Here is a 23,562-nt window from a genome sequence, read left to right on the forward strand (position 1 = left end):
TGCCTCTTCTTATCACTTTAAATTATAAGAATTGCCAATATTTACTCAGTGAAATGTGCTGGTTTTGACGGAGAAGAACGTTGAAAATTGGATTATCATGCTAACGGTTTTCTGCTGTTCATCGCATCTTCTTCGGCCTGTCGAATAATGGCCTTCGCCATCCACTGCGTCACATCCTGAATGCCGCCGAGATCCAAACCCCAAATATCTTTCAGTACCAGAAAAACTTCCGAACCATAAATCAGTGAAAAAGAATGAATCACCCTCTGTAATGCCTCTGGCGGCAGTTTATCCTGTAGCGGTTCTACCGCCAGCTTCAGCAGGCGTTTGCGGTTGCCGCGCACCAGCTTTTCTATCGGCTTAATGGTACTGGAACGCGCCTCGGCCCATTGCTGGAGCGAAAGTTGCAATGCGGCACGCAAAGCGCCCTCATGTTGCTCCATTTGTGGATACGCAAAGCTCAGCAACTGTTGAATGCGCACCCCAGCGTCATCGTCCGTTGGTTGCCACTCTAGAATAGGCCCCAAACTCTCCGCAACCACGGCAGCGACTAACGCACTCTGCGTAGGAAAATAGCGATAAGCCGTAGCACGCGAAACCTGCGCATGCAGGGCCAGTTCGGTAATTGAGGGAAAAGTCCCACCGTCAAACAACACCATCGCACTGTCAAGTAACAGCTTGCGGGTTCTTGCGCGAGTATGGGTCAGATTTGGGGATACATTTAATGGCACGGCGACCTCTTTCACCAAGATAACGCTTGCCAGAACAATAGCTCAGGCGAATAAATACCACTGTAACAAACTTGGCTAGCGCTACGCCACGTAGGAAAAGGCGTTAATTTTTCCGTTCTTACATCATATGAGACGTCAATCTCATTTTTGTGCGCAAACCTCTTGCACAAATGATACAGCCGTCTCATTATGATGATGAATTCACCGACTACGCTCAGTAACATTAGTCAACACTAGGGATTCAATTTAGTTAACTTATTAAATTATAATTAATATAGCGTGGCGGCCATCCGAACCTATCATTCAGGAACAGGCTAATGAACAATAATCAGGCGACGATCTATATCGCGACAACGGCGGATACGAAAGGACAAGAATTGGCCTATGTCCGCAGCCTTATCGCCGATATCGGGTTACCCACGCTAACCATTGATTTATCCACCCATCATGTTCCGGCCCGCTACCCTGCAGATATTTCTGCCGCCACCGTCGCCAGCTACCACCCAGAAGGCGAAAACGCGGTATTCTGCGGGGATCGCGGTAAAGCGATTGCCGCCATGTCCATCGCTTTTGAACGGTTTATGCTTTCGCGTCAGGATGTTGCGGCCTTACTTGGCCTCGGCGGTTCCGGCGGTACTGCATTGATTACACCCACCATGCAGCAATTACCCATTGGCCTGCCAAAGCTAATGGTTTCGACCATGGCATCCGGGGATACCTCCGGCTATGTTGGTGCAAGTGATATTGGCATGCTGTACTCGGTTACCGACGTTGCCGGTCTCAACCGCATTTCCCGTATCGTTTTAGGAAATGCCGCCCATCAAATCGCCGGTGCCGTTCGCTTTGCCACTCCGGCAGATACCGACAGTAAACCTGCCGTTGGGCTCACCATGTTTGGTGTCACTACTCCTTGCATTCAGGAGGTGACAGCCGCAATTGAAAAGGAATGGGATTGTCTGGTATTCCATGCAACCGGCAGCGGCGGCAGGGCAATGGAAAAGCTGGTTGATAGCCACCTGTTAAATGGCGTACTCGATTTAACTACTACTGAAGTCTGCGACTACCTGTTTGGTGGCGTGCTAGCCTGTAACGAAGATCGCTTCAATGCGATAGCCCATACTGGCATTCCTTGTGTCATGTCTTGCGGTGCCCTCGATATGATTAACTTTGGCCACCCAGACACCATCCCCGCTCGTTATGCTGAGCGTCAGTTCTATAACCATAATGCCCAAGTGACTCTGATGCGGACTACGCCTGAAGAAAATACTCAAATGGGTCGTTGGATTGGTGAAAAGCTGAATACGTGCACCGGGGAGATTCGCTTTCTCATCCCTGAAGGTGGCGTTTCCGCTCTCGATGCCCCTGGGCAAGCATTCTGGGATCCCGAGGCTTTGGCAGCCTTCGTCAATGCGCTGGAAATGACATGGCGACCCACGAAAAAACACCGTCTGATCAGAACCCCTTATAACATCAACGATCCCCGCTTTGCCGACATCGCCGTGCAACAGTTTAGGGAGATATCTCGTACTTATTGATTGGAGTTAAAAATGGCCAAACATACCCGACAGGAGCTACTTACTAAGTTCAGGGAAATGATTGCCCGCCGTGAACCTATCATTGGCGGAGGTGCCGGCACCGGGCTCTCAGCCAAATGCGAAGAGGCCGGCGGTATAGATCTGATTGTCATTTATAACTCGGGCCGCTATCGCATGGCGGGTCGAGGCTCCCTGGCAGGTCTGCTGGCCTATGGCAACGCAAACGAAATCGTCATGGACATGGCCAAAGAAGTCTTGCCAGTGGTCAAACAAACCCCTGTTTTAGCTGGGGTTAATGGTACGGATCCTTTCTGCCATTTTGACAAGTTTCTTGATGAGATTAAGAACACGGGCTTCGCCGGGGTGCAGAACTTTCCAACGGTGGGTCTTATTGACGGCAATTTCCGCGCCAATCTGGAGGAAACCGGCATGGGATATGCGCTGGAGGTGGACATGATTCGTCTGGCGCATGAAAAAGATCTGCTGACCACACCTTATGTTTTCAATGCACAAGATGCGGTAGCGATGACTGAGGCAGGTGCCGATATCATAGTGCCGCACATGGGGCTGACTACCGGCGGCAGTATTGGCGCAGAAACGGCTCTGACCCTGGCCGATTGCGTCCCGCTGATTAACGATTGGGCCCAGGCTGCCAAACGGATCCGCGAAGACGTGATCGTCCTTTGTCACGGAGGTCCAATAGCTACGCCTGAAGACGCCTCATATATCATGCGGCACTGTCCTTTGGTGGATGGCTTCTACGGTGCCAGCTCCATGGAGCGTTTGCCTACTGAACTAGCGTTAACCGAAACCACTCGTCAATTTAAAAAAATTAACCGGGATTGACAGGAAGCTCACTCACTCGCACGCAATACCAAGGGAAACCCGTTGTTTAACGGGAAGGTAAGTTGAAGTGAGATAAGCAAAAGGGCCAGATGAATAATCTGGCCCTTTTTATTTATCCCATGACGCTATTACTGCTCGGTCGTCATTTTCGATTTCATTTTATTCATGTGGTCCATCATTTTCTGTTCGCGTTTCTGATAATTCTCATTGTATTGTTTTTTCTGCTCAGGGGTCAGCAGGTTATACATTTTATTTTCCGCTTTGGCGCGTTCCAGCATATGTTCGGACTGCGCTTTGCTGATGGTATCAATTTGGGATTTCGCTTTTGCTTCATCGAAGCTGTCGCTAGCCACCAGGTTGTGCAACGCCTGACGCTCCTCTTTTACGCCCGCACCGCGATTCTGGTGTGATTCTTTCATGATGTCGCGCATTTGCTGGCGCTGCTGTTCAGTCAGGTTCAAGCCGGCAAACGGCCCGCCTTTACCTTCGCCTTTATGGTGCATCATTTTCATCGGCGCGGCATCCGCAGTCGCTGGCGCCGCCGTGGTGTCCGCAGCGAAGGCCATGGAAGCAGAGCCCAGCGCCAGAGTAGAAGCTACAAATAAAGCGGTCAGTTTACGCATAATCATTTCCTTAAAATTATTCTTCATCAGGAGCGCTGTACGTGAACAGGCTCTTCTTTCGTTCGTCGGGGATAATAGTAGGCCGTTAAACATAGAGTAATGCGATGCTGTGTAAATTTTTTAAAACCCAAAACAGGTTTATTCGACAACTTTGAGTAAATTATGGAGATAGTGTCTAGGGCCCGGAAATTTTGATTGCCTGAGAAAATTAAAATTCACCCCAATGGAGTTATTCCTGCCACCCGCCGCCTTTATTATAATTTAGCCTGATCCAGTACAACCGCCCTTCAACAATATGGCGGCATCCAATGCGCAGAAATCGTACGAACTTCCCTTGATTGAAGATTTTTCTCTTACACTCAAAACAACCGGCAACAGCGGGACATTTACACAGCAAAACTAATTATTGCTTATATAATAGTTTCATCACCCATGTCCGCCCGTGAAAAACGTGTTATATGATGGAGATACGTGCACTGCGGCCGCTACCGAGCCTGAAAACTGCGGCTACGCTCATTGCGGAAACCTGGCTGTTGTGCCCTTTTGAGGAATCATCATGTTCACAGACCAAGGTCCTATACTCCTGAACGCCCACTTTGGCACCAGCAGCCCCTACTGGCGACTGGCATTCGACAGCAATGCCCTGGAGCTGTCAGCTGTCAAAGGCAAAGCCCATATGGCCGTGGCGCTCAGCGCCATACAGGCGGCAAAAATACGGCGTCTGAGCGGCATTACCGCCAGTCTGGATATCTCTATTTCGCTGGTCGGCGAGCCGATACATTTGCATCTGGTGGGCCGCCGGATCAACAAACTGGAATGGGCCGGCACCGCCTCCGCTTTCAGCGACACCAAGTCGGTCGCCCGTGACCTGGTACACGGGCTTTCCTTTGCAGAGCAGGTGGTATCGGAAGCCAATTCGGTGATTGTGATTGTCGATCAGCATGGCCGCATTCAACGTTTCAACCGTCTGAGCGAAGAATACACCGGTCTGCATGAACATGATGTCATTGGCAAGAACGTCTTTCAGCTGTTTATGAGCCCGGAAGAAGCGGCGGCCTCGCGGCGAAATATCGCCGGTTTTTTCCGTAATGGTTCGTCCTACGAGGTGGAACGTTGGGTCAAAACGGTAAAAGGCGAGCGGCTGTTTTTGTTCCGCAATAAATTCGTCCACAGCGGTAGCGGGAAAAACGAAGTCTTCCTGATTTGCTCCGGTACGGACATCACTGAAGAACGCCGCGCCCAGGAACGCCTGCGGGTGCTGGCCAATACCGATATCATCACCGGCCTGCCCAACCGCAACGCCATTCAGGACAAAATCACCCAGGCGATCGCGACACGCGGTGACAGCAACGTTGGGCTGGTGTACCTCGATCTCGATAATTTCAAAAAGGTGAACGACGCCTACGGGCATATGTTCGGCGACCGCTTGCTGGTTGAGGTATCGCTGGCGGTGCTCGGCTGCCTGGAGCCCGATCAGGTTCTGGCCCGTCTTGGGGGCGATGAATTCCTGGTGCTGGCCCAACAGGCCGACCGCGAGGTGCTGCAACAGCTGGCCCAGCGTATTATCGACCGGTTGAAAACGCCCTTCCGCATCGGCCTTATCGAAGTCTATACCGGTTGTTCGATTGGCATCGCGCTGTGCCCGGAACACGGTGACGATCTCGACGGCCTGATCCGCAGCGCCGACACCGCCATGTACGTCGCCAAAGAGCGCGGCAAACGTACCTTTACCGTATTCTCGCCGGAAATGAACAAACGCGTCGCTGAATATATGTGGCTGGACACCAACCTGCGCAAGGGTCTGGAACAGAATCAACTGGTGGTTTATTACCAACCGAAAATCGATGCGCTCAGCGGCATGGTGCACAGCGTGGAAGCCCTGGTGCGTTGGGACTCGCCCGAACGCGGTCTGATCCCGCCGTTACAGTTTATCTCTTACGCTGAAGAATCCGGGCTGATCGGCCCGCTCGGTCGATGGGTGCTGCAGACTGCGGCCAAACAGGCCGCCCAGTGGAAACAGCAAGGGCTGGCGCTGCGGGTCGCCGTAAATCTTTCCGCACGGCAGCTGGTCGATGATTCCATCGTGGAAGATCTTATCGACGTATTGCAGCACAACCAGTTGACGCCGTGCCTGCTGGACTTCGAATTGACGGAAAGCAGCCTGATTGAGGATGAGAGACGCGCACGCGCGGTCATCACCCGGCTGCGTGAACTGGGCGCGCAAGTTCATCTTGACGATTTTGGCACCGGTTACTCCTCGCTGGCGCAGCTGGCGCGTATCCCGCTGGACGCCATTAAGTTGGATAAAAGCTTTGTGCGCGGCGTGAATTTCAATCCGGTTTCACAATCGCTGGTGCGCGCCATCGTCGCGGCGGCCGAGGCGCTGAAATTCCGGGTGATCGCCGAAGGCGTTGAGACAGAAAGCGAGAACAGGTTCCTTGATGAGGTTGGCGTGGACGAGAAACAGGGGTTCCTGTTTGCGCGGCCAATGCTCCCGGAACAGCTGGAACATTGGCTGCGGTCTTATTGCCCGTCACCGCCCTCGGCGTAATGCGGGCAGGTTTGCATTAGCCGGCACGGCGCAGGTTCAGCGTATGACGATCCTGCAGCATAACCAAACGTTCAATATAGGCGCGGTCTTTTTCCTCGATAGTGAAAGCCGAATGCACCCAATCTTCGGTGATGTCCATCAACTCGGAGCGCGTAAGCTGCAAGACCCTCTGGCGGGCACGCAACATGGCGCGCATGCCGTTCAGCTTGGGCCGGATGGTATCGATAAAGGTTCGAGTGGCTATATAGGCGTCACCGGGCTGGAAAAGTTGATCGACCAAGCCACGGCTTTCAAACCATTCGGCGGTGTGCGACTCGCCGCTCCAGATAAGCTCCTCAGCCAAACGCATGCCCGCTTTGCGCGCCACCAGCGAATAACCGCCCATGCCGGGGAACAGATTGAAGGCAATTTCCGGGAAGCCCATCCGCGCATTGTTCTGCGCCAGAACGAAATGGTGCGCCAGCGCCGCTTCAAACCCTCCGCCCAGCGCGCTGCCCTCTACCATCGCTATACTAACCGCTCCGGTATCGAACCCGCGCGCCGCCGCGTGCACACAGTCAATGCAGGCGCGCGCATAAGCCATCATCGCTTCACGTTTGCGGTTTTTAATTGCTTCGGCAAAAAATTGCAGATCGCCGCCGACGTTGAACATGTTCGGCACCAGTGAACCGGTCACCCAAAAATCAAACTGCAGCGACGACTCTTTCGCCGCCTGCGCCAGCGTCATGATGTCCTCGATCAGCGCCTGATTGAAGCAAGGCCGCGGCTCGGCGCGCAGCAGCATCCACATGATGTGCCGCTCTTCCTCATAGTAGGCGGAAATCTGTGTCAAAGTGCCCGCTTCGGTAAACGGACGACAGGTGGGATGATTAAGTAATTTCATATGACCTTCCATTTTATCTATTGATAACAGGTGAAACCGTTCCAGCCCCTACGGCTGCAGCAACGCTGCGGTTGAACCACCGCAGCGCCACCTCATGAGTAAACGCTTTCTTGGTGATGAAATAGATAAAAATTGGCGGCCGACGAATGAAAAAAGCCGCGTTGGCAGTGCGATTGATATAAGAATTTTACCTATCGGCAAGCAATAAGATTTCACCCGGCAGGCAACGCGATAAGCTCACAAATTGCCCGGTTGCCGCTCCCAACGGCCAATCGGCGAGCATTTTAGCTATAATCAAGACTGAGACAGCCTATTTATCGTTAAGGAAATCGTGACGTAATGCCTACAGGATCAGATAAAGAACCCCGTCAGCCCCACAATGAAACGCCGCAAAAACCCCTGATCGGTATAAAAACCGGCCACGGGAAAATTGACCGGCACATTTCCGGCTTTTCACGGCTGGTTGAGCGCATCCAAGCCTGGCCTAGCATCGCTCATCTGCTGCGCGCCACCGAGCGCTTTAACGATCGCTTGGGTAGCCAGTTTGGTGCCGCCATCACCTATTTTTCGTTTCTCTCGCTGATTCCGATTCTGATGGTGTCGTTCGCCGCCGTCGGCTTTGTGCTGGCGTCCAATCCTGACCTGCTGGCCGGGTTGATCAATAAAATTGTCGGCAGCATCAGCGATCCTACGCTGGCCAGCACGCTGAAAAATACCGTTAATACCGCCATTCAGCAGCGCACTACGGTGGGGCTGACAGGCCTGGCGCTGGCGCTGTATTCGGGGATCAGTTGGATGGGCAATCTGCGTGAGGCGATCCGGGCGCAGTCGCGTGACGTGTGGGAACGTAATCCACAGGATCAGGAAAAGCTCTATTTCAAATATACCCGCGACTTTATCTCGCTAACCGGCCTGGTGGTGGCGCTGATTATTACCCTGACGTTGACCTCCATCGCCGGTTCGGCGCAGGCGGCAATCGTCAACGCATTGGGTCTGGAAGGCATAGAATGGCTGCGCCCGGCGATGACGCTGATTGCGTTGTCGATCTCCATTCTCGCCAACTACCTGCTGTTCCTGTGGATCTTCTGGATGCTGCCACGCCATAAGCCAAAGAAAAAAGCGTTGCTGCGCGGGACGCTGCTCGCCGCCATCGGCTTCGAAGTGATTAAGTTTGTGATGACCATGACGCTGCCGCAGGTGGCCAAATCCCCTTCCGGCGCCGCCTTTGGCTCGGTGATTGGGCTGATGGCGTTCTTCTATTTCTTTGCCCGCCTGACGCTGTTTTGCGCCGCCTGGATCGCTACCGCGCAGTATAAAGAAGATAAAACCCTGCCGACCTCCGAACAACCAGCCCCCTGAGCAATGCAATCATACCGGTCATCATTCGATGGCCGGTGTTTTATTCGGCAATAAAGCCAAAACCCTAGCACATACCACCAAGATCAAACCTTCCTCTGTCTCAAAACCAGCATAACAAACTACCGACTAACTTTTCTTTACGATTTTTACAGCGATTAAATCTGTATATTATTAATTTTGCAACGTTAAAACCTACGGGGAAATGCAGCGTTGAAACATTAAGCTTTTTAACCGGTTAATGACGGCATTGTACAAAGTTTCATCATTGAAAAGGCATTTTGCTATGACTAAGATGGATTTTTACAAATTCAAAAAATAAGAAACACTATGCAAGCATCCATCGCACCAACTCTGAACGCCGACGAAGCGTCAACACCGGTAAACTCTCGCGGAAAAGTGATTGTCGCCTCGCTGGTCGGTACCGCCATCGAGTTTTTCGATTTCTATATCTACGCCACCGCCGCGGTGATCGTATTCCCGCATATCTTCTTCCCGCAGGGCGACCCGACGACTGCCACGTTGCAATCATTGGCTACCTTCGCCGTCGCCTTTATTGCACGCCCGATTGGTTCGGCGCTGTTCGGTCACTTCGGCGATCGCGTGGGCCGCAAGGTGACGCTGGTCGCCTCGCTGCTCACCATGGGAATTTCTACCGTGCTGATCGGCCTGCTGCCGAGCTACGAAACCATTGGCATCTTTGCGCCGATCCTGCTGGCACTGGCGCGTTTTGGCCAGGGGCTTGGTCTGGGCGGTGAATGGGGCGGCGCGGCTTTGCTGGCTACCGAGAATGCCCCTGCTAAAAAGCGCGCGCTGTACGGCTCGTTCCCACAATTGGGCGCGCCTATCGGCTTCTTCTTCGCCAACGGGACCTTCCTGCTGCTCTCCTGGCTGCTGACAGACCAGCAGTTTATGGAATGGGGCTGGCGCGTGCCGTTTATCCTGTCCGCAGCACTGGTGCTGATCGGCCTGTATGTCCGCGTATCGCTGCATGAAACCCCGGTGTTCGCCAAGGTGGCGAAAGCCGGCAAACAGGTAAAAATCCCGCTCGGCACCCTGCTGAGCAAGCATTGGAAGGCAACCATCCTCGGAACCTTCATCATGCTGGCGACCTATACCCTGTTCTACCTGATGACGGTTTATTCGATGACCTACGGCACCACGGCGCAGCCGCTGGGGTTAGGCTACTCACGCAATACCTTCCTGTGGATGCTGATGCTGGCGGTGATCGGTTTTGGCGTGATGGTGCCGATTGCCGGCCTGCTGGCGGATGCCTTTGGCCGCCGCAAGACCATGATCGCCATTACCCTGCTGATGATCGCTTTCGCCTTCCTGTTCCCGAGCCTGTTGGGCTCCGGTAATCAGGTGCTGGTGATGGGCTTCCTGCTGTGCGGTCTGAGCATCATGGGCCTGACCTTCGGCCCGATGGGGGCGCTGCTGCCGGAGCTGTTCCCGACCGAAGTGCGTTATACCGGCGCGTCGTTCTCCTACAACGTGGCGTCAATCCTCGGGGCCGCCGTGGCGCCTTATATCGCCACCTGGCTGGCAACCCACTACGGTCTGTTCTACGTCGGTCTGTACCTGGCAGCGATGGCCAGCCTCACGCTGATCGCCTTGCTGCTGATGAAAGAGACCCGGGATCTGTCGCTGTAACCCTTGTGTTGCGGCCCCCCCACGGGGCCGCACTTCCCGCTTTGTCTCCTGTCATAAATTCAGACTATGCTGTGCGCTCCTCCCGTTGAACGGAAATCGATGATGTCTCTGCGCCGCAGGCTGTATTGGTACCTTGTTCCCCTGATCATTGCCGCCCTTGCATTGGGTGCCTGGTTCGGGCTGAAATCATCCCACCCGGACGCGCTTTGGCGCATCGTCAGCCAACAGTGCTTGCCCAACCAGCAGGCGCACAATAACCCGGCGCCCTGCGCACAGGTTGACACACAGGCCGGTTTTGTCGTGTTTAAGGATCGCAACGGGCCGTTGCAGTATCTGCTGATGCCAAGCGCTAGAATTACCGGTATTGAAAGCCCGACGGTGCTGGAAGCCACCACCCCGAACTTCTTTGCGCAAGCCTGGGCGGCGCGCCACTTTATGGCGGATAAGTATGGCAAAGATATTGATGACGCTGATATTTCGCTGGCGATTAATTCAGAGTATGGCCGCAGCCAGAATCAGCTGCACATTCATATTTCCTGCCTGCTGCCGGCGGTAAAAACGCAGTTGGCGCAGTTTGCGACGGATTACACCGAGCAATGGCAACCGCTGCCCGGAGGCCTGCTGGGCCATGATTATCTGGTGCGCCGGGTCGCGCCTGACGAACTGGCCAGACAGGGGGCTTTCCGCTTGCTGGCCGAGGGCATCCCACGTGCTAATGGCCGTATGGGAAGCTTTGGCCTGGCGATGACCGCACTCCCAGGTGGCGACTTCCTGCTGCTGGCCACCGAACGCAGCCTGCTGCCCTTTACTCTGGCCTCGGCGGAAGAGATTCAGGATCACGACTGCCGGGTGTTGAATTAAAGATGGCCCGCTTGACGGGCCATACGGATCATTTCTTTTGCTTCATCTTTTGCAGGATTTGCCCGCATTGGTTTTCATCGCCGCCTTCGCTCGGGGAAACCAACGCCAGCAAGGCTGCTGCCGGTGTCAGCACCACACCCAGCGCCACCGCAGCCGCACCGCGCGCAATCAGCGGGCCGGCTTTAACGCCGGCATCCGGGTTCTTGAAGGTCCCTTTCACATACAAGGGTGAACGCAGCGTCAGCACGCGCATGCCCTTACTTTCCGGATCGATGGACAGATCCAGCCGCTCGGTAGCCAAATTGGTGTTGCCGCTGATATTGATAATGGCGTTCTCGGTGTCAAACACGAACAGCCGGGGCGCGGCGACGCCATTGCGAATACCGACATCTGCCGCCGCACAGTTGATGCCCACGACGTCGTCACCAAACAGCTTCGCCACCAGATAGTTGCCCACATTCAGACCGAGGATCTCCATCAGACCACGGCTGATCACGCCATTGTTAACCACCATGCGCAGTTCACCGCTGCTGGTTGCCAACAGATCGGCCACCGAATTACCGCTACCGGTCAATTTGGCATCCCCGTTCATCTGCCCCAGGCTGCGTTTCATCGACGCCACGTTAGGCAACAGCTGCTGAAGCTGGAATTTACGCGCGTGCATATCCACCCGGCCCTGCATCGGATTTTTACCGCCGTCCAGACGAAGGGTGGCGTTGAGATTACCGCCGGCCACGCCGAATCGCAGCGGGTCCATCAGGATCACGCCGTTATCCAGCTGTAAATGGGTAGAGAGATCGCTCAGCGGCAGCGAATTGCCGCGTTCAATGCGTTTCGCGGTAAATTTAACGTCCGCGTCCATCACGTTCCAGCTTTTGGTGTCAAATTTCTCAACCGGTAACACCTTGTCGGCAGGCTGACGGCTCTTCTCCCCACGGCCGGCTTTTTCCGTATTGGAATCCGCACCAATCAGCGGCGCCAAATCGGCCAGGCGCAGCTGTTTCGACAGCACTTCACCGCTCAGTTTAGGTCGCGGTTTACTGGCGACATATTTCAAACTGCCGTGGATATCGCTGTCACCGATTTTTCCGTCGAACTTCTGGTACTGGAACACCGCGCCGCCTTTCTCGTGCAGCCAGGCGATCAGGTGCCCATCGGTAGAGTACGGCGGGGTTTTCGGCAGCAGCACGCCGGTCAGGCCATACAGATTGCCCAGGCTATCACCGGATAATTTCACCCGCAGATCCAACCCGCCGAGGTTCATCGGATCGGACAGCGTACCGACTACCACCACCCGGGTAGCGCCGGAGCGCACGTCGGCCTGCAGCGGGAAAGGCACCTCGGCATTCTGCAGCGACAGCATGCCGCCCATCTTGCCGCTGCCCGACAGCGGCTCGCCGTTGTATTTGCCCTTCACCTTCCAGCCAAAAACATAGTCGGGGGTGATCGCATTGCCGGCGTCTTTTTTGCCGGTGACCTCGCTGAACGGCAGCGGCTTGCCAAGCGGGTCGATCAACGCACGGAAATCTGCCTTCAGCGTGGCGTCTTTAAAATCTATCTGACCGCGATCGAAGACGACGTCATGAATATTCACCGACCAGTCGGACGTCGGTTGTTTGGGATCGCCGGCCAGGTTGAAAGTCCAGTTATTGTCGCCGTTCGCCAGCCGCTGCAAGGTGGCGTTCGGCTGTTTCAGCCAGATACGCGGAATCAACACCTCTTTGCCGAGCAGCGCCAGCGGCGCGATGCTGGCATCGACGTGTTGCAGTTGGACCATGCTGTCGCCGGGAATATTTTTGGGATTGCCCAGCACAATGTCTTCGGCATGAATGTGTGGCCACGGCACCCAGGCACGCCAGCCACCCTCATCTTTCTCACGCGCCCAGTCCACGCCCAGCTCGCCGCGGATCGCGAACGGCCGCTGCAACTCGGCAGACACCTTGTCATTGATGGTCGGTTTAAGGCGGTTCCAGTCGAAGGTCATCACAAAGATCACCAGCGCGGCAATCACCAGCAGCACGATGCCGCCAACCCAGCTGAAAGCTTTTCCCGTTCTTGTCATATCGGCTCCCTGAACACGGCAATCTGCCAGTAAAATTGATAAGCAGGTTTACCAAGCCTAGCCGAGGATAGGCAAGAGTTCACGCGTCAGGCGGGCAGAGAGTCAGACTGTCGGCGAGGAAAACCGCGTGGGCAGGGTTTGCAGCGCTTCAAAACGGGCCGGGCGGGAAAGATAGTAGCCTTGCGCAGCGAATGCGCCGGAACGCTGCACCAGCAACCATTCCTGCTCGGTTTCCACCCCTTCGACGATCACCCCCTCGCTGAGCTGGTTCAATATTTTGATCAGGGTGAAAAGCAACTCGATGCCGTCTTCCGTCTGCTTCAGCAGGGTGAATAACTCACGTGACACTTTAATGTATTGGTAGCGCCAGCTGCTGATGGCACAGAAGTTCGCCAAGCCGCTGCCGAAATCATCCAGCCACAACCGCTCCGCGCCCGTAATTTGCTGCAACGGACAGCTCAGCGCCATCCCGGCGTGCTCCACCAGCTCAAAGCGCAGATAGGGCATCGCGGTAATCTGCCTTTGCAACGCAGCATGTCGCTGCAACGCCTGCAGCGCAATACCGTCGATATTGACCGACACCATCAACGCATGGCGGATAAGCAGCGGCTGCCAATGCTGCAGGACGCTAAGCTGTTCCTGAATGATCCGCAGGCGCGAGCGAACGTCGAGGGCGGCGAAATAGCGCTCCGGCGACTGCGGCTTATCCGGCGCGCTGGGGTGATACACCACCGTTAACAACTCTATCGCCAGCAAAGCGCCGGAGGTGCGGTAGATAGGCTGAAAGGTGTACAAACGCTGACATTGTCGCCAGTAACGTTGCGTTTTTACGCGCATGCAGACGGCAAGGAATGGCGCCAGCAGACCAGAGTTCGTCTTGGTTGTCATGGGTACTATCGCCATCGAAGGAGAATGAAAACGCTCAGGCTGCGGTAGTGCTGCTCTTAGTTTATCGGCAAGATGCGATAAAGCTTTAAGCGATAGCGAAAGCCTTTTACATTGATAACAGATCAATAACAGAGGAAAAGACATGCCCTACGTAAATATCAAAATTACCCGCGAAGGCGCGACGCCGGAGCAAAAGAAACAGCTGATCGCCGGCGTGACGCAACTGTTGGTGGATACGCTGGGGAAAAACCCGGCGACCACCGTGGTGGTCATTGATGAAGTAGAAACCGACAATTGGGGCATCGGCGGCCACAGCGTCACCGACCTGCGCGCAGCCGCTAAATAACGGCCGGCGGCTCGGTTCGCATCGGGAAACTTTTCTATTTCCCGATAGCGATCATAAATTAATTAAAACGTTGTTTTATTTTCATTGACTCCTCCCCGCCCTTGCGTTGAGACTGAAGGCATTGCGCATTCCTTCGTTTTCTTCTTTCAGCCAGGGCCGTTGACTATGACCACCCAGAATCTTGCCGTGATCGGCGAATGCATGATTGAACTGTCGCAAAAAGGCGCGGAGCTCAGCCGCGGATTTGGCGGCGATACCTTAAACAACGCCGTCTATATCGCCCGCCAGGTACCGGAAACCGCGCTGCAGGTGCATTACGTCACCGCCCTCGGCACCGACAGCTTCAGCCAGGAAATGCTGCTGGCCTGGCAACAAGAAAAGGTTAAAACCGATCTGATCCAGCGGCTGGAAAACAAGCTGCCGGGGTTGTATGTGATCGAAACCGATGACACCGGCGAGCGCACCTTCTATTACTGGCGCAACGACGCCGCCGCACGCTACTGGCTGGAAGGGCCGCAAGCGGAGAACCTGTGCGAGCATCTGGCCCACTTCGATTATCTGTACCTCAGCGGTATCAGCGTGGCCATTCTCAACCCAGCCAGCCGCACCCGATTGCTGGCGTTGCTGCGCCAGTGCCGCGCCAACGGCGGGAAAGTGATTTTCGACAATAACTATCGGCCGCGCCTGTGGCAGAACCGTGAGGAAACCCAACAGGTTTATCGCGATGTGCTGGCCTGTACCGACATCGCCTTCCTGACGCTGGACGATGAAGACCTGCTGTGGGGCAACCAGCCGGTGGAACAGGTGGTCCGCCGTACGCAGGCATTGGGCGTGACGGAGATTGTGATCAAACGTGGCGCAGATGCCTGCCTGGTATTCAGCGCTGAAGGCACCGAGCTTGAGATACCGGCGGTGCCGTTGCCGAAAGAGAAGGTGGTGGATACCACCGCCGCAGGGGATTCCTTCAGTGCCGGTTACCTGGCGGTACGTTTAACCGGCGGTGATGCCGTGCAGGCAGCACAACGCGGCCACCTGACTGCCGGCACGGTGATTCAGTATCGTGGAGCTATCATCCCGCGTGAGGCAATGCCGCAATAATGCCTGATCGCCAAAAATGCGAAAGGCCAGCAACGATGCTGGCCTTTTTATTGGATTCGAAAACCACTCTTAATACTCTATGGATTTCAAGTTGTAGCCAAGCGCCAAGCTATCTCATCCCCAGTCACTTACTTTAGTCAGTGACTGGGGTGTGACAGTGCAGGTAACAACGCTACAGCTTGAAAGACGACGGGTATTTAGCCCGCCACCGCGATACGTTTCATATCCGTCATATAACCACGCAGTTTGCGGCCAACGGATTCGATTGGGTGATTGCGCACCGCTTCGTTCACGTCACGCAGTTGCGCGTTGTCTACAGAAGTACCGGCCACGGATTTACCCAAATCGCCTGCCTGCAGAGTTGTCATAAACTCTTTCAGCAACGGCACTGCGGCGTTAGCGAACAGGTAGTTGCCGTATTCGGCGGTATCAGAGATAACCACGTTCATTTCATACAGACGCTTACGCGCGATGGTGTTGGCGATCAGCGGCAGCTCGTGCAGTGATTCATAGTAAGCGGACTCTTCGATGATGCCTGCGTCAACCATGGTTTCGAACGCCAGCTCAACGCCTGCTTTCACCATCGCTACCATCAGCACGCCGTTATCAAAGTATTCCTGCTCGCTGATTTTGCCTTCGAACTGCGGCGCATTCTCGAATGCCGATTTGCCGGTCTCTTCACGCCAGTTCAGCAGTTTTACGTCGTCTTCTGCCCAGTCGGCCATCATGCCGCTGGAGAAAGCGCCGGAGATGATGTCGTCCATGTGTTTCTGGAACAGCGGCGCCATGATCTCTTTCAGTTGCTCGGACAGCGCATAAGCGCGCAGCTTGGCCGGGTTGGACAGGCGATCCATCATCAGGGTGATGCCACCCTGCTTCAGCGCTTCGGTGATGGTTTCCCAGCCGAACTGAATCAGTTTCTCTGCATACGCCGGCTCGGTGCCTTCAGCAACCAGTTTGTCGAAGCACAGCAGCGAACCCGCCTGCAACATGCCGCACAGAATGGTTTGCTCACCCATCAGGTCGGATTTCACTTCGGCAACGAAGGAGGACTCCAGCACGCCGGCACGGTGGCCGCCAGTCGCTGCTGCCCAGGCCTTGGCGATCGCCATGCCTTCGCCTTTCGGATCGTTTTCCGGGTGAACCGCAATCAGGGTCGGCACGCCGAAACCGCGTTTGTATTCTTCGCGCACTTCGGTGCCCGGGCATTTCGGCGCCACCATCACTACGGTGATGTCTTTACGGACCTGCTCGCCCACTTCAACGATATTGAAGCCATGGGAGTAGCCCAGCGCCGCGCCGTCTTTCATCAGCGGCTGTACTGCGCGAACCACTGAGGTGTGCTGTTTGTCCGGCGTCAGGTTAACCACCAGGTCCGCCTGCGGGATCAGATCTTCGTAGGTGCCCACTTTGAAACCGTTCTCGGTCGCTTTACGCCATGAAGGACGTTTCTCGTCGATGGCTTCTTTGCGCAGGGCATAGGTAACGTCCAGGCCCGAGTCACGCATGTTCAGCCCCTGGTTCAGGCCCTGTGCGCCACAGCCGACGATCACCACTTTTTTGCCTTTCAGGTAGCCGGCTTCATCCGCAAATTCGTCGCGTGCCATGAAACGACACTTACCCAATTGCGCCAACTGCTGACGCAGGTTCAATGTGTTGAAATAGTTAGCCATGGTGGTACTCCAGTTAGATGTTGTGTCGATTTAGCTTATCGATGTTATTTTCATTCCCCGCCCTGTCTGTGCGGAGATTCGTTAAACTCAATGTATAACAGGAAACGCGTTGCTTAAATTGATATATTACGAATGTGATATTGCAATTTATGCAACACTCTTGCTGCGAGCGTACCGATATGGATCTACGTGATTTAAAACTGTTCCTCCATCTGGCGGAAAGCCAGCATTTTGGCCGCACCGCCAAAGCGATGCACGTCAGCCCGTCGACGCTATCCCGCCAGATCCAACGGCTGGAGGAGATCCTCGGGCAACCGCTGTTTTTGCGTGATAACCGCACCGTGCAGCTCACCGATGCCGGCGAACAGTTGAAAGACTTTGCCCAGCATACCCTGTTGCAATACCAGCAGTTGAAACATTCACTGGGCCAGCACGGCCCTTCGCTGAGCGGCGAATTGCGGCTGTTTTGCTCGGTTACCGCCGCCTACAGCCATCTGCCGCCGATCCTCGACAGGTTCCGGGCGCAGCATCCGCTGGTGGAAATCAAACTGACCACCGGTGACGCTGCCGACGCGGTCGACAAGGTGCAGTCCAACGAGGCTGACCTCGGCATTGCCGGCCGGCCAGAAACCCTGCCCACCAGCGTGGCGTTCACCAAAATCGGCGAAATTCCGCTGGTGCTGATTGCCCCTGCGCTCCCCTGCGCGGTACGCAGCCAGGCGTTTGTCGCGAAACCCGACTGGGCCACCATTCCGTTTATCCTGCCGGAGCACGGCCCGTCGCGAAAACGCATCGAACTGTGGTTCCGCCGCCAACGCATCGCCAATCCGCTGATTTACGCCACCGTCGGCGGCCACGAGGCCATCGTTTCGATGGTAGCGCTGGGTTGCGGCATTGCGCTGATCCCCGGCGTGGTGGTAGACAACAGCCCGGAGCCGGTACGTAACCGCATCTCGCAGCTGGAAAATATTTCGATGGTCGAACCCTTTGAACTGGGCGTTTGCGTGCAGAAAAAGCGCCTCAGCGATCCGTTGATCGAGGCTTTTTGGCGCCTGCTATGAACGGTCGAAATCTTTAAAACGAAATCACTGCATTCAAACATGAACATTTGAAATATTAAGATAGAAATACCCTATGGATTTCAAGTTACAGCCAACAACGCTGCGGCTTGAAAGACGGCGGATATTCATAAATCAGCCGGATCGATTTGCTTCATCGTCTCCACCTGCATCAGCCAGTGATACAGCGGCTCAAGCTGTTGGAAACCCTGTGTCAGCGTCTGCACCAGGCCGGCGCTGAACAGCTTTTCTACCTGGCTGTCACTGACCATCACCGCGAAAGATTTGCGGTTGTACCAAGTGGCGATCTCCGCCGCCTGCTCTTTAACCAGCGGGCGTTTGTAGCTTTCCCCCACCAGCTCGAACGGTGGCCGACAGCAGGCCGCTACCTCTAAAAACGGCTGCGGCCGGCGCAGCAGCGTATGGCGGAACAGGTCCATCGTCGGCTTGTTGGCGCTGTAATAGCCCAGCCCATAGCGCAACATGTCCGGCCCCAACTCGAAGAAATACACCGGCGCGTCCTTCCAGTCTTTACTCGGCCGTTTAAACGTCAGCCACATGCGGCTGCGATAGCGCGATTTGTCATGAGAGAAACGCGTATCGCGGTGGAGCCGCGACAGCGTTTTACCGATCGCCGGCCGGGTTTCAAACTGCGGATCGATTGCCAGCATGGCCGGGCTAAGCTCGGCCACCAGCGTACGGAACGGCGTCAGCAACTCCCGCTCGTAAACGTTACGATTGGCTTCAAACCAGTCTTTGTCGTTTTCGATACGCACCTGTTGGAGAAAATTCAGCCCCTGTTGGCTGAAACCGGTAAAACTGTCTGTCATACGCCGTCCTTGTCGATTCCCTTAGCCCTGCAAGAAAAAGCGGAACGCCGGGTTATCGGTTTCATCGTGGCAATCGTAGCCCAGCGCCTGCAGGTGTTGCTCAAACTCGGGCTCGGTCTGCGACAGCTCGAAGCCCGCCAGCACGCGGCCAAAATCGGTGCCGTGGCTGCGATAATGGAACAGCGAAATATTCCAGTGGGTACCCAAGGTCTGCAGGAACTTCAGCAGCGCGCCCGGCGACTCCGGGAATTCAAAGCTGTACAGACGTTCGCGTAGCGGCTTCGAAGGACGCCCACCCACCATGTAGCGCACGTGCAGCTTGGCCATTTCGTCATCGGACAGGTCTACCACCTGATAACCGTCGGCGTTCAGCTCGTCGATGATCTCCAGCCGCTCCACATGACCGCGCGTCAGACGAACACCGACGAAAATGCAGGCGTTATCCGCATCGGCATAGCGGTAGTTGAATTCGGTCACCGAGCGGCCGCCCAGCAGTTGGCAAAACTTCAGGAAGCTGCCTTTCTGCTCTGGAATCGTCACCGCCAGCAGGGCTTCACGCTGTTCACCCAATTCGCAGCGTTCGGATACGTAACGTAATCCATGGAAGTTCAGGTTAGCGCCAGACAGCACGTGCGCCAGGCGCTCTCCCTGAATATTGTGCTGCTGCACGTACTTTTTCAGCCCGGCCAGCGCCAGCGCGCCGGAAGGCTCGGCAATGGCACGCACGTCTTCGAACAAATCCTTTACCGCCGCGCAGATAGCGTCGCTGTCGACGGTGATCACATCGTCCAGGTATTCCCGGCACAGGCGGAAGGTTTCATCGCCGATGCGCTTCACCGCCACACCCTCGGCGAACAACCCGACGCGCGCCAGATCCACCGGGTGCCCGGCATCCAGCGCCGCCCGCAGGCAGGCGGAATCTTCCGCCTCCACGCCGATCACTTTGATTTGCGGCATCAGTTGCTTAATCAGCACCGCCACGCCGGCCGCCAGACCGCCACCGCCAACCGGCACGAACACCCGGTCAAGATGCGCATCCTGCTGCAGCAGTTCCATCGCCAACGTGCCCTGCCCGGCAATCACCGTGGGATGATCGAACGGCGGTACGAAGGTCATGCCCTGTTTCTGCGACAACTCAATCGCCCGCGCTTTGGCTTCATCAAAGTTGGCACCGTGCAACAACACCTCGCCACCGAAACCGCGCACCGCATCCACTTTGATGTCTGCGGTGGATACCGGCATCACGATCAGCGTTTTGATCCCCAGCCGTTTGCCGGAGTAGGCTACGCCCTGCGCATGGTTACCGGCGGAAGCCGTCACCACGCCGCGCGCCTTTTGTTCTTCGTTCAGGCTGGCGATCATCGCATAGGCCCCGCGCAGCTTGAAGCTGTGCACCGGCTGACGATCTTCACGTTTCACCAGAATGGTATTACCCAGTCGCGAAGAGATTTTGCTCATGGCCTGTAACGGGGTGACCTGAGCCACCTCGTAAACCGGCGAGCGGAGCACCGCTCGCAGATACTCCGCGCCGCCGGGGGCGTCGGATAGGGGTTGTGATTCCGCCATGATGCTTAGCCTCCCAGCTTGCTCTTGTCGCGCACTGCGCCTTTGTCGGCACTGGTCGCCAGCGTGGCGTAGGCGCGCAGGGCGTAAGAAACCTGACGCTCACGATTTTTCGGTGTCCAGGCACGATCGCCACGCGCCAGCTCAACCTCGCGGCGTGCCGCCAGTTCGCTGTCTGCAACGTCCAGCACCATGCTGCGTTTTGGAATGTCGATGTCGATCATGTCGCCATCTTCGATCAGCGCAATCAGGCCACCGCTGCCCGCTTCCGGAGAAACGTGGCCGATAGACAGGCCCGAGGTGCCGCCGGAGAAGCGCCCATCGGTGATCAGCGCACAGGCTTTGCCCAGCCCCATGGATTTCAGGTAGGTCGTCGGGTACAGCATTTCCTGCATGCCCGGCCCGCCTTTTGGCCCTTCGTAACGGATGACCACCACGTCGCCGGCAACCACTTTCCCGCCGAGAATCGCTTCCACCGCCGTATCCTGGCTTTCGTAGACTTTCGCCGGGCCACGGAAGGTCAGGTTATCTTTGTCGACGCCGGCAGTTTTAACGATGCTGCCGTCCAGCGCCATGTTGCCGTACAGCACGGCCAATCCGCCTTCCAGGCTGAACGCATTTTCCAGCGAGCGGATACAACCCTCTGCGCGATCGTCGTCCAGCGTATCCCAGCGGCAATCCTGCGAGAACGCCTGAGTGGTGCGGATACCCGCCGGGCCGGCGCGGAACATTTTCTTCACGGCTTCATCTTTGGTCAGCATGATGTCGTACTGTTCCAGCGTTTCCGGCAGCTTCAGGCCCAGGATGTTATCGACGTCGCGGTTCATCAGCCCCGCACGGTCCAACTCGCCGAGGATAGCCAGTACGCCGCCGGCGCGGTGCACGTCTTCCATATGGTATTTCTGGGTGCTTGGCGCCACTTTGCACAGGTGCGGCACCTTGCGCGACAGGCGATCGATATCTTCCATGGTGAAGTCAATCTCGCCTTCCTGCGCCGCAGCCAGCAGGTGAAGTACGGTGTTGGTCGAACCGCCCATGGCGATATCCAGCGTCATGGCGTTTTCGAATGCCGCCTTGTTGGCGATGCTGCGCGGCAGCGCGCTTTCGTCGTCCTGCTCATAGTAACGCTTGGTCAGCGCAACGATGCGCTTGCCGGCGTTGAGGAACAAATCCTTGCGGTCCGCGTGGGTCGCCAGCAGCGAGCCGTTACCCGGCTGGGAAAGGCCCAGCGCTTCGGTCAGGCAGTTCATCGAGTTGGCGGTGAACATGCCTGAGCAGGAGCCGCAGGTCGGGCAGGCGGAACGTTCGATTTGCGCGCTGTCGGCGTCGCTGACGTTCGGGTTGGCGCCCTGAATCATCGCATCGATCAGATCCAGTTTGATGATCTTGTCGGACAGCTTGGTCTTGCCGGCTTCCATTGGGCCACCTGAAACGAAAATCACCGGAATGTTCAGGCGCAGTGACGCCATCAGCATCCCTGGGGTGATTTTGTCGCAGTTGGAGATACACACCATCGCATCGGCGCAGTGGGCATTCACCATGTATTCAACCGAATCGGCGATCAGTTCGCGCGACGGCAGGGAATAGAGCATGCCGCCGTGACCCATGGCGATACCGTCATCCACCGCAATGGTGTTGAACTCTTTGGCGACGCCGCCGGAGGCTTCGATCTGCTCTGCAACCAGTTTGCCCAAATCGCGCAAGTGCACGTGGCCCGGCACGAACTGGGTAAATGAGTTGACCACCGCAATAATCGGCTTGCCGAAATCGTCGTCGGTCATTCCGGTCGCGCGCCATAATGCGCGGGCACCCGCCATGTTGCGGCCGTGGGTGGTGGTGGCGGAACGGTACTTAGGCATGCTCTTCACTCCAAATGTATTTATTACAGGCGGCGAACGAACCGCCTGGATATTCTTATCTGTCTGTCGATTTACCCTATGAATTTCAATCTGCAGCTAGGCGGCCAGCTCACTCATCCCCAGGCGCTTACTTTAGTAAGTAACTGGGGTGAACGAGTGCAGCTAACAACGCTGCAGGTTGAAAGGCGACGGGTAAATTATGGATTTACCGGATCCAGCCAACCGTACTTGTCTTCGGTCTTGCCGGTAAACAGGCCAAAGAACGCCTGTTGGATCTGTTTGGTCACCGGGCCGCATTTGCCGATACCGACCTGGATGCCGTCAACGCTGCGCACCGGGGTGATTTCCGCTGCGGTGCCGGACATGAACACTTCGTCGGCCAGGTACAACGACTCGCGCGACAATACCTGCTCACGCACTTCGAAGCCCATGTCTTTCGCCAGTTTGATAATGGCGTCACGGGTGATGCCCGGCAGCGCGGAAGAGGTGAACGGCGGGGTAAACAGCACGCCGTCTTTCACTTCGAACAGGTTCTCGCCCGCCCCTTCGGAAATATAACCGTGCACGTCAAGCGCAATCCCTTCCTGATAACCGTGGCGGCGCGCTTCGCTGCCCACCAGCAGGGAGGAAAGGTAGTTACCGCCGGCCTTGGCCGCGGTAGGAATGGTGTTGGGCGCTACGCGCTGCCAGGAAGAAACCATCGCATCGATGCCTTGCTCCAGCGCTTCTTCACCCAGATACGCGCCCCAAGGAAACGCCGCGATAATCACGTCGGTATTGTAACCGGCTGGCGGGTTAACCCCCATGCCGACATCGCCAACAAACACCAGCGGACGAATATAAGCACTGACCAAATTGTTTTTACGCAGCGTGGCACGGCAGGCTTCCATCAGCTCATCGACGCTGTGCGATACCGGCATGCGATAGATTTTTGCCGAGTCGTGCAGACGCTGCATATGTTCGCGGTGGCGGAATACCACCGGGCCTTTATGGGAGTCGTAGCAACGGACTCCTTCAAACACCGAAGTGCCGTAGTGCAACGCATGCGACATCACGTGCACTTTGGCGTCAGCCCAGGGAACCATCTCACCATTGAACCAAATGTAATCGGCTTTCTTCGTCATTATTCTTTATCCTTCTCGCGCC

General features: G+C 55.9%; 19 protein-coding genes. 9 read left to right on the forward strand and 10 right to left on the reverse strand.

Annotated features, from left to right (window positions below; all coding sequences use genetic code 11):
• Nucleotides 1-95: 95 nt before the first annotated feature.
• Nucleotides 96-731 (reverse strand): TetR/AcrR family transcriptional regulator, encoded by a 636-nt coding sequence (locus tag JEM67_RS26405; RefSeq protein WP_199639545.1) that lies wholly within the window; start codon nucleotides 729-731, stop codon nucleotides 96-98.
• 317 nt (nucleotides 732-1,048) lie between these two features.
• On the opposite strand from JEM67_RS26405, the gene JEM67_RS26410 reads away from it, so the two are divergent.
• Together JEM67_RS26410 and JEM67_RS26415 are read left to right on the forward strand one after the other, a co-directional pair.
• Nucleotides 1,049-2,266, forward strand: a complete 1,218-nt coding sequence (locus tag JEM67_RS26410; protein ID WP_199639543.1) for a Tm-1-like ATP-binding domain-containing protein — start codon at nucleotides 1,049-1,051, stop codon at nucleotides 2,264-2,266.
• Nucleotides 2,267-2,278: 12 nt separating this feature from the next.
• Nucleotides 2,279-3,112, forward strand: a complete 834-nt coding sequence (locus JEM67_RS26415) for a phosphoenolpyruvate hydrolase family protein (protein ID WP_199639541.1) — start codon at nucleotides 2,279-2,281, stop codon at nucleotides 3,110-3,112.
• Nucleotides 3,113-3,240: 128 nt separating this feature from the next.
• On the opposite strand, the gene spy is transcribed toward JEM67_RS26415, so the two are convergent.
• Entirely contained in the window at nucleotides 3,241-3,735 is a 495-nt protein-coding gene (spy, locus tag JEM67_RS26420; protein ID WP_013814956.1) for an ATP-independent periplasmic protein-refolding chaperone Spy, read from the reverse strand.
• 556 nt (nucleotides 3,736-4,291) lie between these two features.
• Between spy and pdeR the strand changes: the two genes are divergently transcribed.
• Entirely contained in the window at nucleotides 4,292-6,286 is a 1,995-nt protein-coding gene (gene pdeR / locus JEM67_RS26425; RefSeq protein WP_199639539.1) for a cyclic di-GMP phosphodiesterase, read from the forward strand.
• A gap of 16 nt (nucleotides 6,287-6,302) precedes the next feature.
• Here the strand turns inward: pdeR and JEM67_RS26430 are convergent, their stop codons facing one another.
• Nucleotides 6,303-7,169, reverse strand: coding sequence for a crotonase/enoyl-CoA hydratase family protein (locus JEM67_RS26430; RefSeq protein WP_006328758.1), 867 nt, complete (start codon nucleotides 7,167-7,169; stop codon nucleotides 6,303-6,305).
• A gap of 339 nt (nucleotides 7,170-7,508) precedes the next feature.
• Between JEM67_RS26430 and yhjD the strand changes: the two genes are divergently transcribed.
• The 3 genes from yhjD to JEM67_RS26445 all read left to right on the forward strand — a co-directional run bounded on the left by yhjD (nucleotide 7,509) and on the right by JEM67_RS26445 (nucleotide 11,039).
• The gene (gene yhjD, locus JEM67_RS26435; RefSeq protein WP_199639537.1) at nucleotides 7,509-8,528 is read left to right on the forward strand and encodes an inner membrane protein YhjD; all 1,020 of its coding nucleotides are present in this window, start codon (nucleotides 7,509-7,511) and stop codon (nucleotides 8,526-8,528) included.
• Nucleotides 8,529-8,855: 327 nt separating this feature from the next.
• Complete coding sequence (locus tag JEM67_RS26440) at nucleotides 8,856-10,178, forward strand: MFS transporter (RefSeq protein WP_013814960.1); 1,323 nt, start codon at nucleotides 8,856-8,858, stop codon at nucleotides 10,176-10,178.
• Between the two features lie 102 nt (nucleotides 10,179-10,280).
• Complete coding sequence (locus JEM67_RS26445) at nucleotides 10,281-11,039, forward strand: CDP-diacylglycerol diphosphatase (protein WP_370576196.1); 759 nt, start codon at nucleotides 10,281-10,283, stop codon at nucleotides 11,037-11,039.
• 28 nt (nucleotides 11,040-11,067) lie between these two features.
• Here JEM67_RS26445 and JEM67_RS26450 read toward each other — a convergent pair whose 3' ends face one another.
• Both JEM67_RS26450 and pdeH read right to left on the reverse strand, forming a co-directional pair.
• A complete protein-coding gene (locus JEM67_RS26450) occupies nucleotides 11,068-13,101 on the reverse strand; it encodes an AsmA family protein (RefSeq protein WP_199639534.1) in 2,034 nt (677 codons plus the stop codon).
• Nucleotides 13,102-13,203: 102 nt separating this feature from the next.
• A complete protein-coding gene (gene pdeH / locus JEM67_RS26455) occupies nucleotides 13,204-13,989 on the reverse strand; it encodes a cyclic-guanylate-specific phosphodiesterase (protein WP_199639532.1) in 786 nt (261 codons plus the stop codon).
• Nucleotides 13,990-14,131: 142 nt separating this feature from the next.
• Between pdeH and JEM67_RS26460 the strand changes: the two genes are divergently transcribed.
• Complete coding sequence (locus JEM67_RS26460; RefSeq protein ID WP_004951695.1) at nucleotides 14,132-14,335, forward strand: 2-hydroxymuconate tautomerase family protein; 204 nt, start codon at nucleotides 14,132-14,134, stop codon at nucleotides 14,333-14,335.
• Between the two features lie 165 nt (nucleotides 14,336-14,500).
• The gene (locus JEM67_RS26465) at nucleotides 14,501-15,433 is read left to right on the forward strand and encodes a sugar kinase (protein WP_199639530.1); all 933 of its coding nucleotides are present in this window, start codon (nucleotides 14,501-14,503) and stop codon (nucleotides 15,431-15,433) included.
• Nucleotides 15,434-15,630: 197 nt separating this feature from the next.
• On the opposite strand, the gene ilvC is transcribed toward JEM67_RS26465, so the two are convergent.
• The gene (ilvC, locus tag JEM67_RS26470; protein ID WP_199639528.1) at nucleotides 15,631-17,106 is read right to left on the reverse strand and encodes a ketol-acid reductoisomerase; all 1,476 of its coding nucleotides are present in this window, start codon (nucleotides 17,104-17,106) and stop codon (nucleotides 15,631-15,633) included.
• A gap of 179 nt (nucleotides 17,107-17,285) precedes the next feature.
• Between ilvC and ilvY the strand changes: the two genes are divergently transcribed.
• Nucleotides 17,286-18,167, forward strand: a complete 882-nt coding sequence (ilvY, locus tag JEM67_RS26475; protein WP_199639526.1) for an HTH-type transcriptional activator IlvY — start codon at nucleotides 17,286-17,288, stop codon at nucleotides 18,165-18,167.
• Between the two features lie 125 nt (nucleotides 18,168-18,292).
• Here ilvY and JEM67_RS26480 read toward each other — a convergent pair whose 3' ends face one another.
• From JEM67_RS26480 to ilvE, 4 genes are all read right to left on the reverse strand, one after another.
• Nucleotides 18,293-18,994 (reverse strand): DUF2461 domain-containing protein, encoded by a 702-nt coding sequence (locus JEM67_RS26480; protein WP_199639524.1) that lies wholly within the window; start codon nucleotides 18,992-18,994, stop codon nucleotides 18,293-18,295.
• Nucleotides 18,995-19,015: 21 nt separating this feature from the next.
• A complete protein-coding gene (gene ilvA, locus JEM67_RS26485) occupies nucleotides 19,016-20,560 on the reverse strand; it encodes a threonine ammonia-lyase, biosynthetic (protein ID WP_199639522.1) in 1,545 nt (514 codons plus the stop codon).
• 5 nt (nucleotides 20,561-20,565) lie between these two features.
• Nucleotides 20,566-22,416, reverse strand: coding sequence for a dihydroxy-acid dehydratase (ilvD, locus tag JEM67_RS26490; RefSeq protein ID WP_199639520.1), 1,851 nt, complete (start codon nucleotides 22,414-22,416; stop codon nucleotides 20,566-20,568).
• A gap of 197 nt (nucleotides 22,417-22,613) precedes the next feature.
• Nucleotides 22,614-23,540: a branched-chain-amino-acid transaminase gene (gene ilvE, locus JEM67_RS26495; RefSeq protein ID WP_013814968.1), complete on the reverse strand. Its 927-nt coding sequence runs from the start codon at nucleotides 23,538-23,540 to the stop codon at nucleotides 22,614-22,616.
• Between the last annotated feature and the right edge of the window lie 22 nt (nucleotides 23,541-23,562).

Origin of the sequence: Serratia sp. PAMC26656 (assembly GCF_016469055.2) — a bacterium.
Classification (GTDB): Bacteria; Pseudomonadota; Gammaproteobacteria; order Enterobacterales; family Enterobacteriaceae; genus Serratia; species Serratia plymuthica.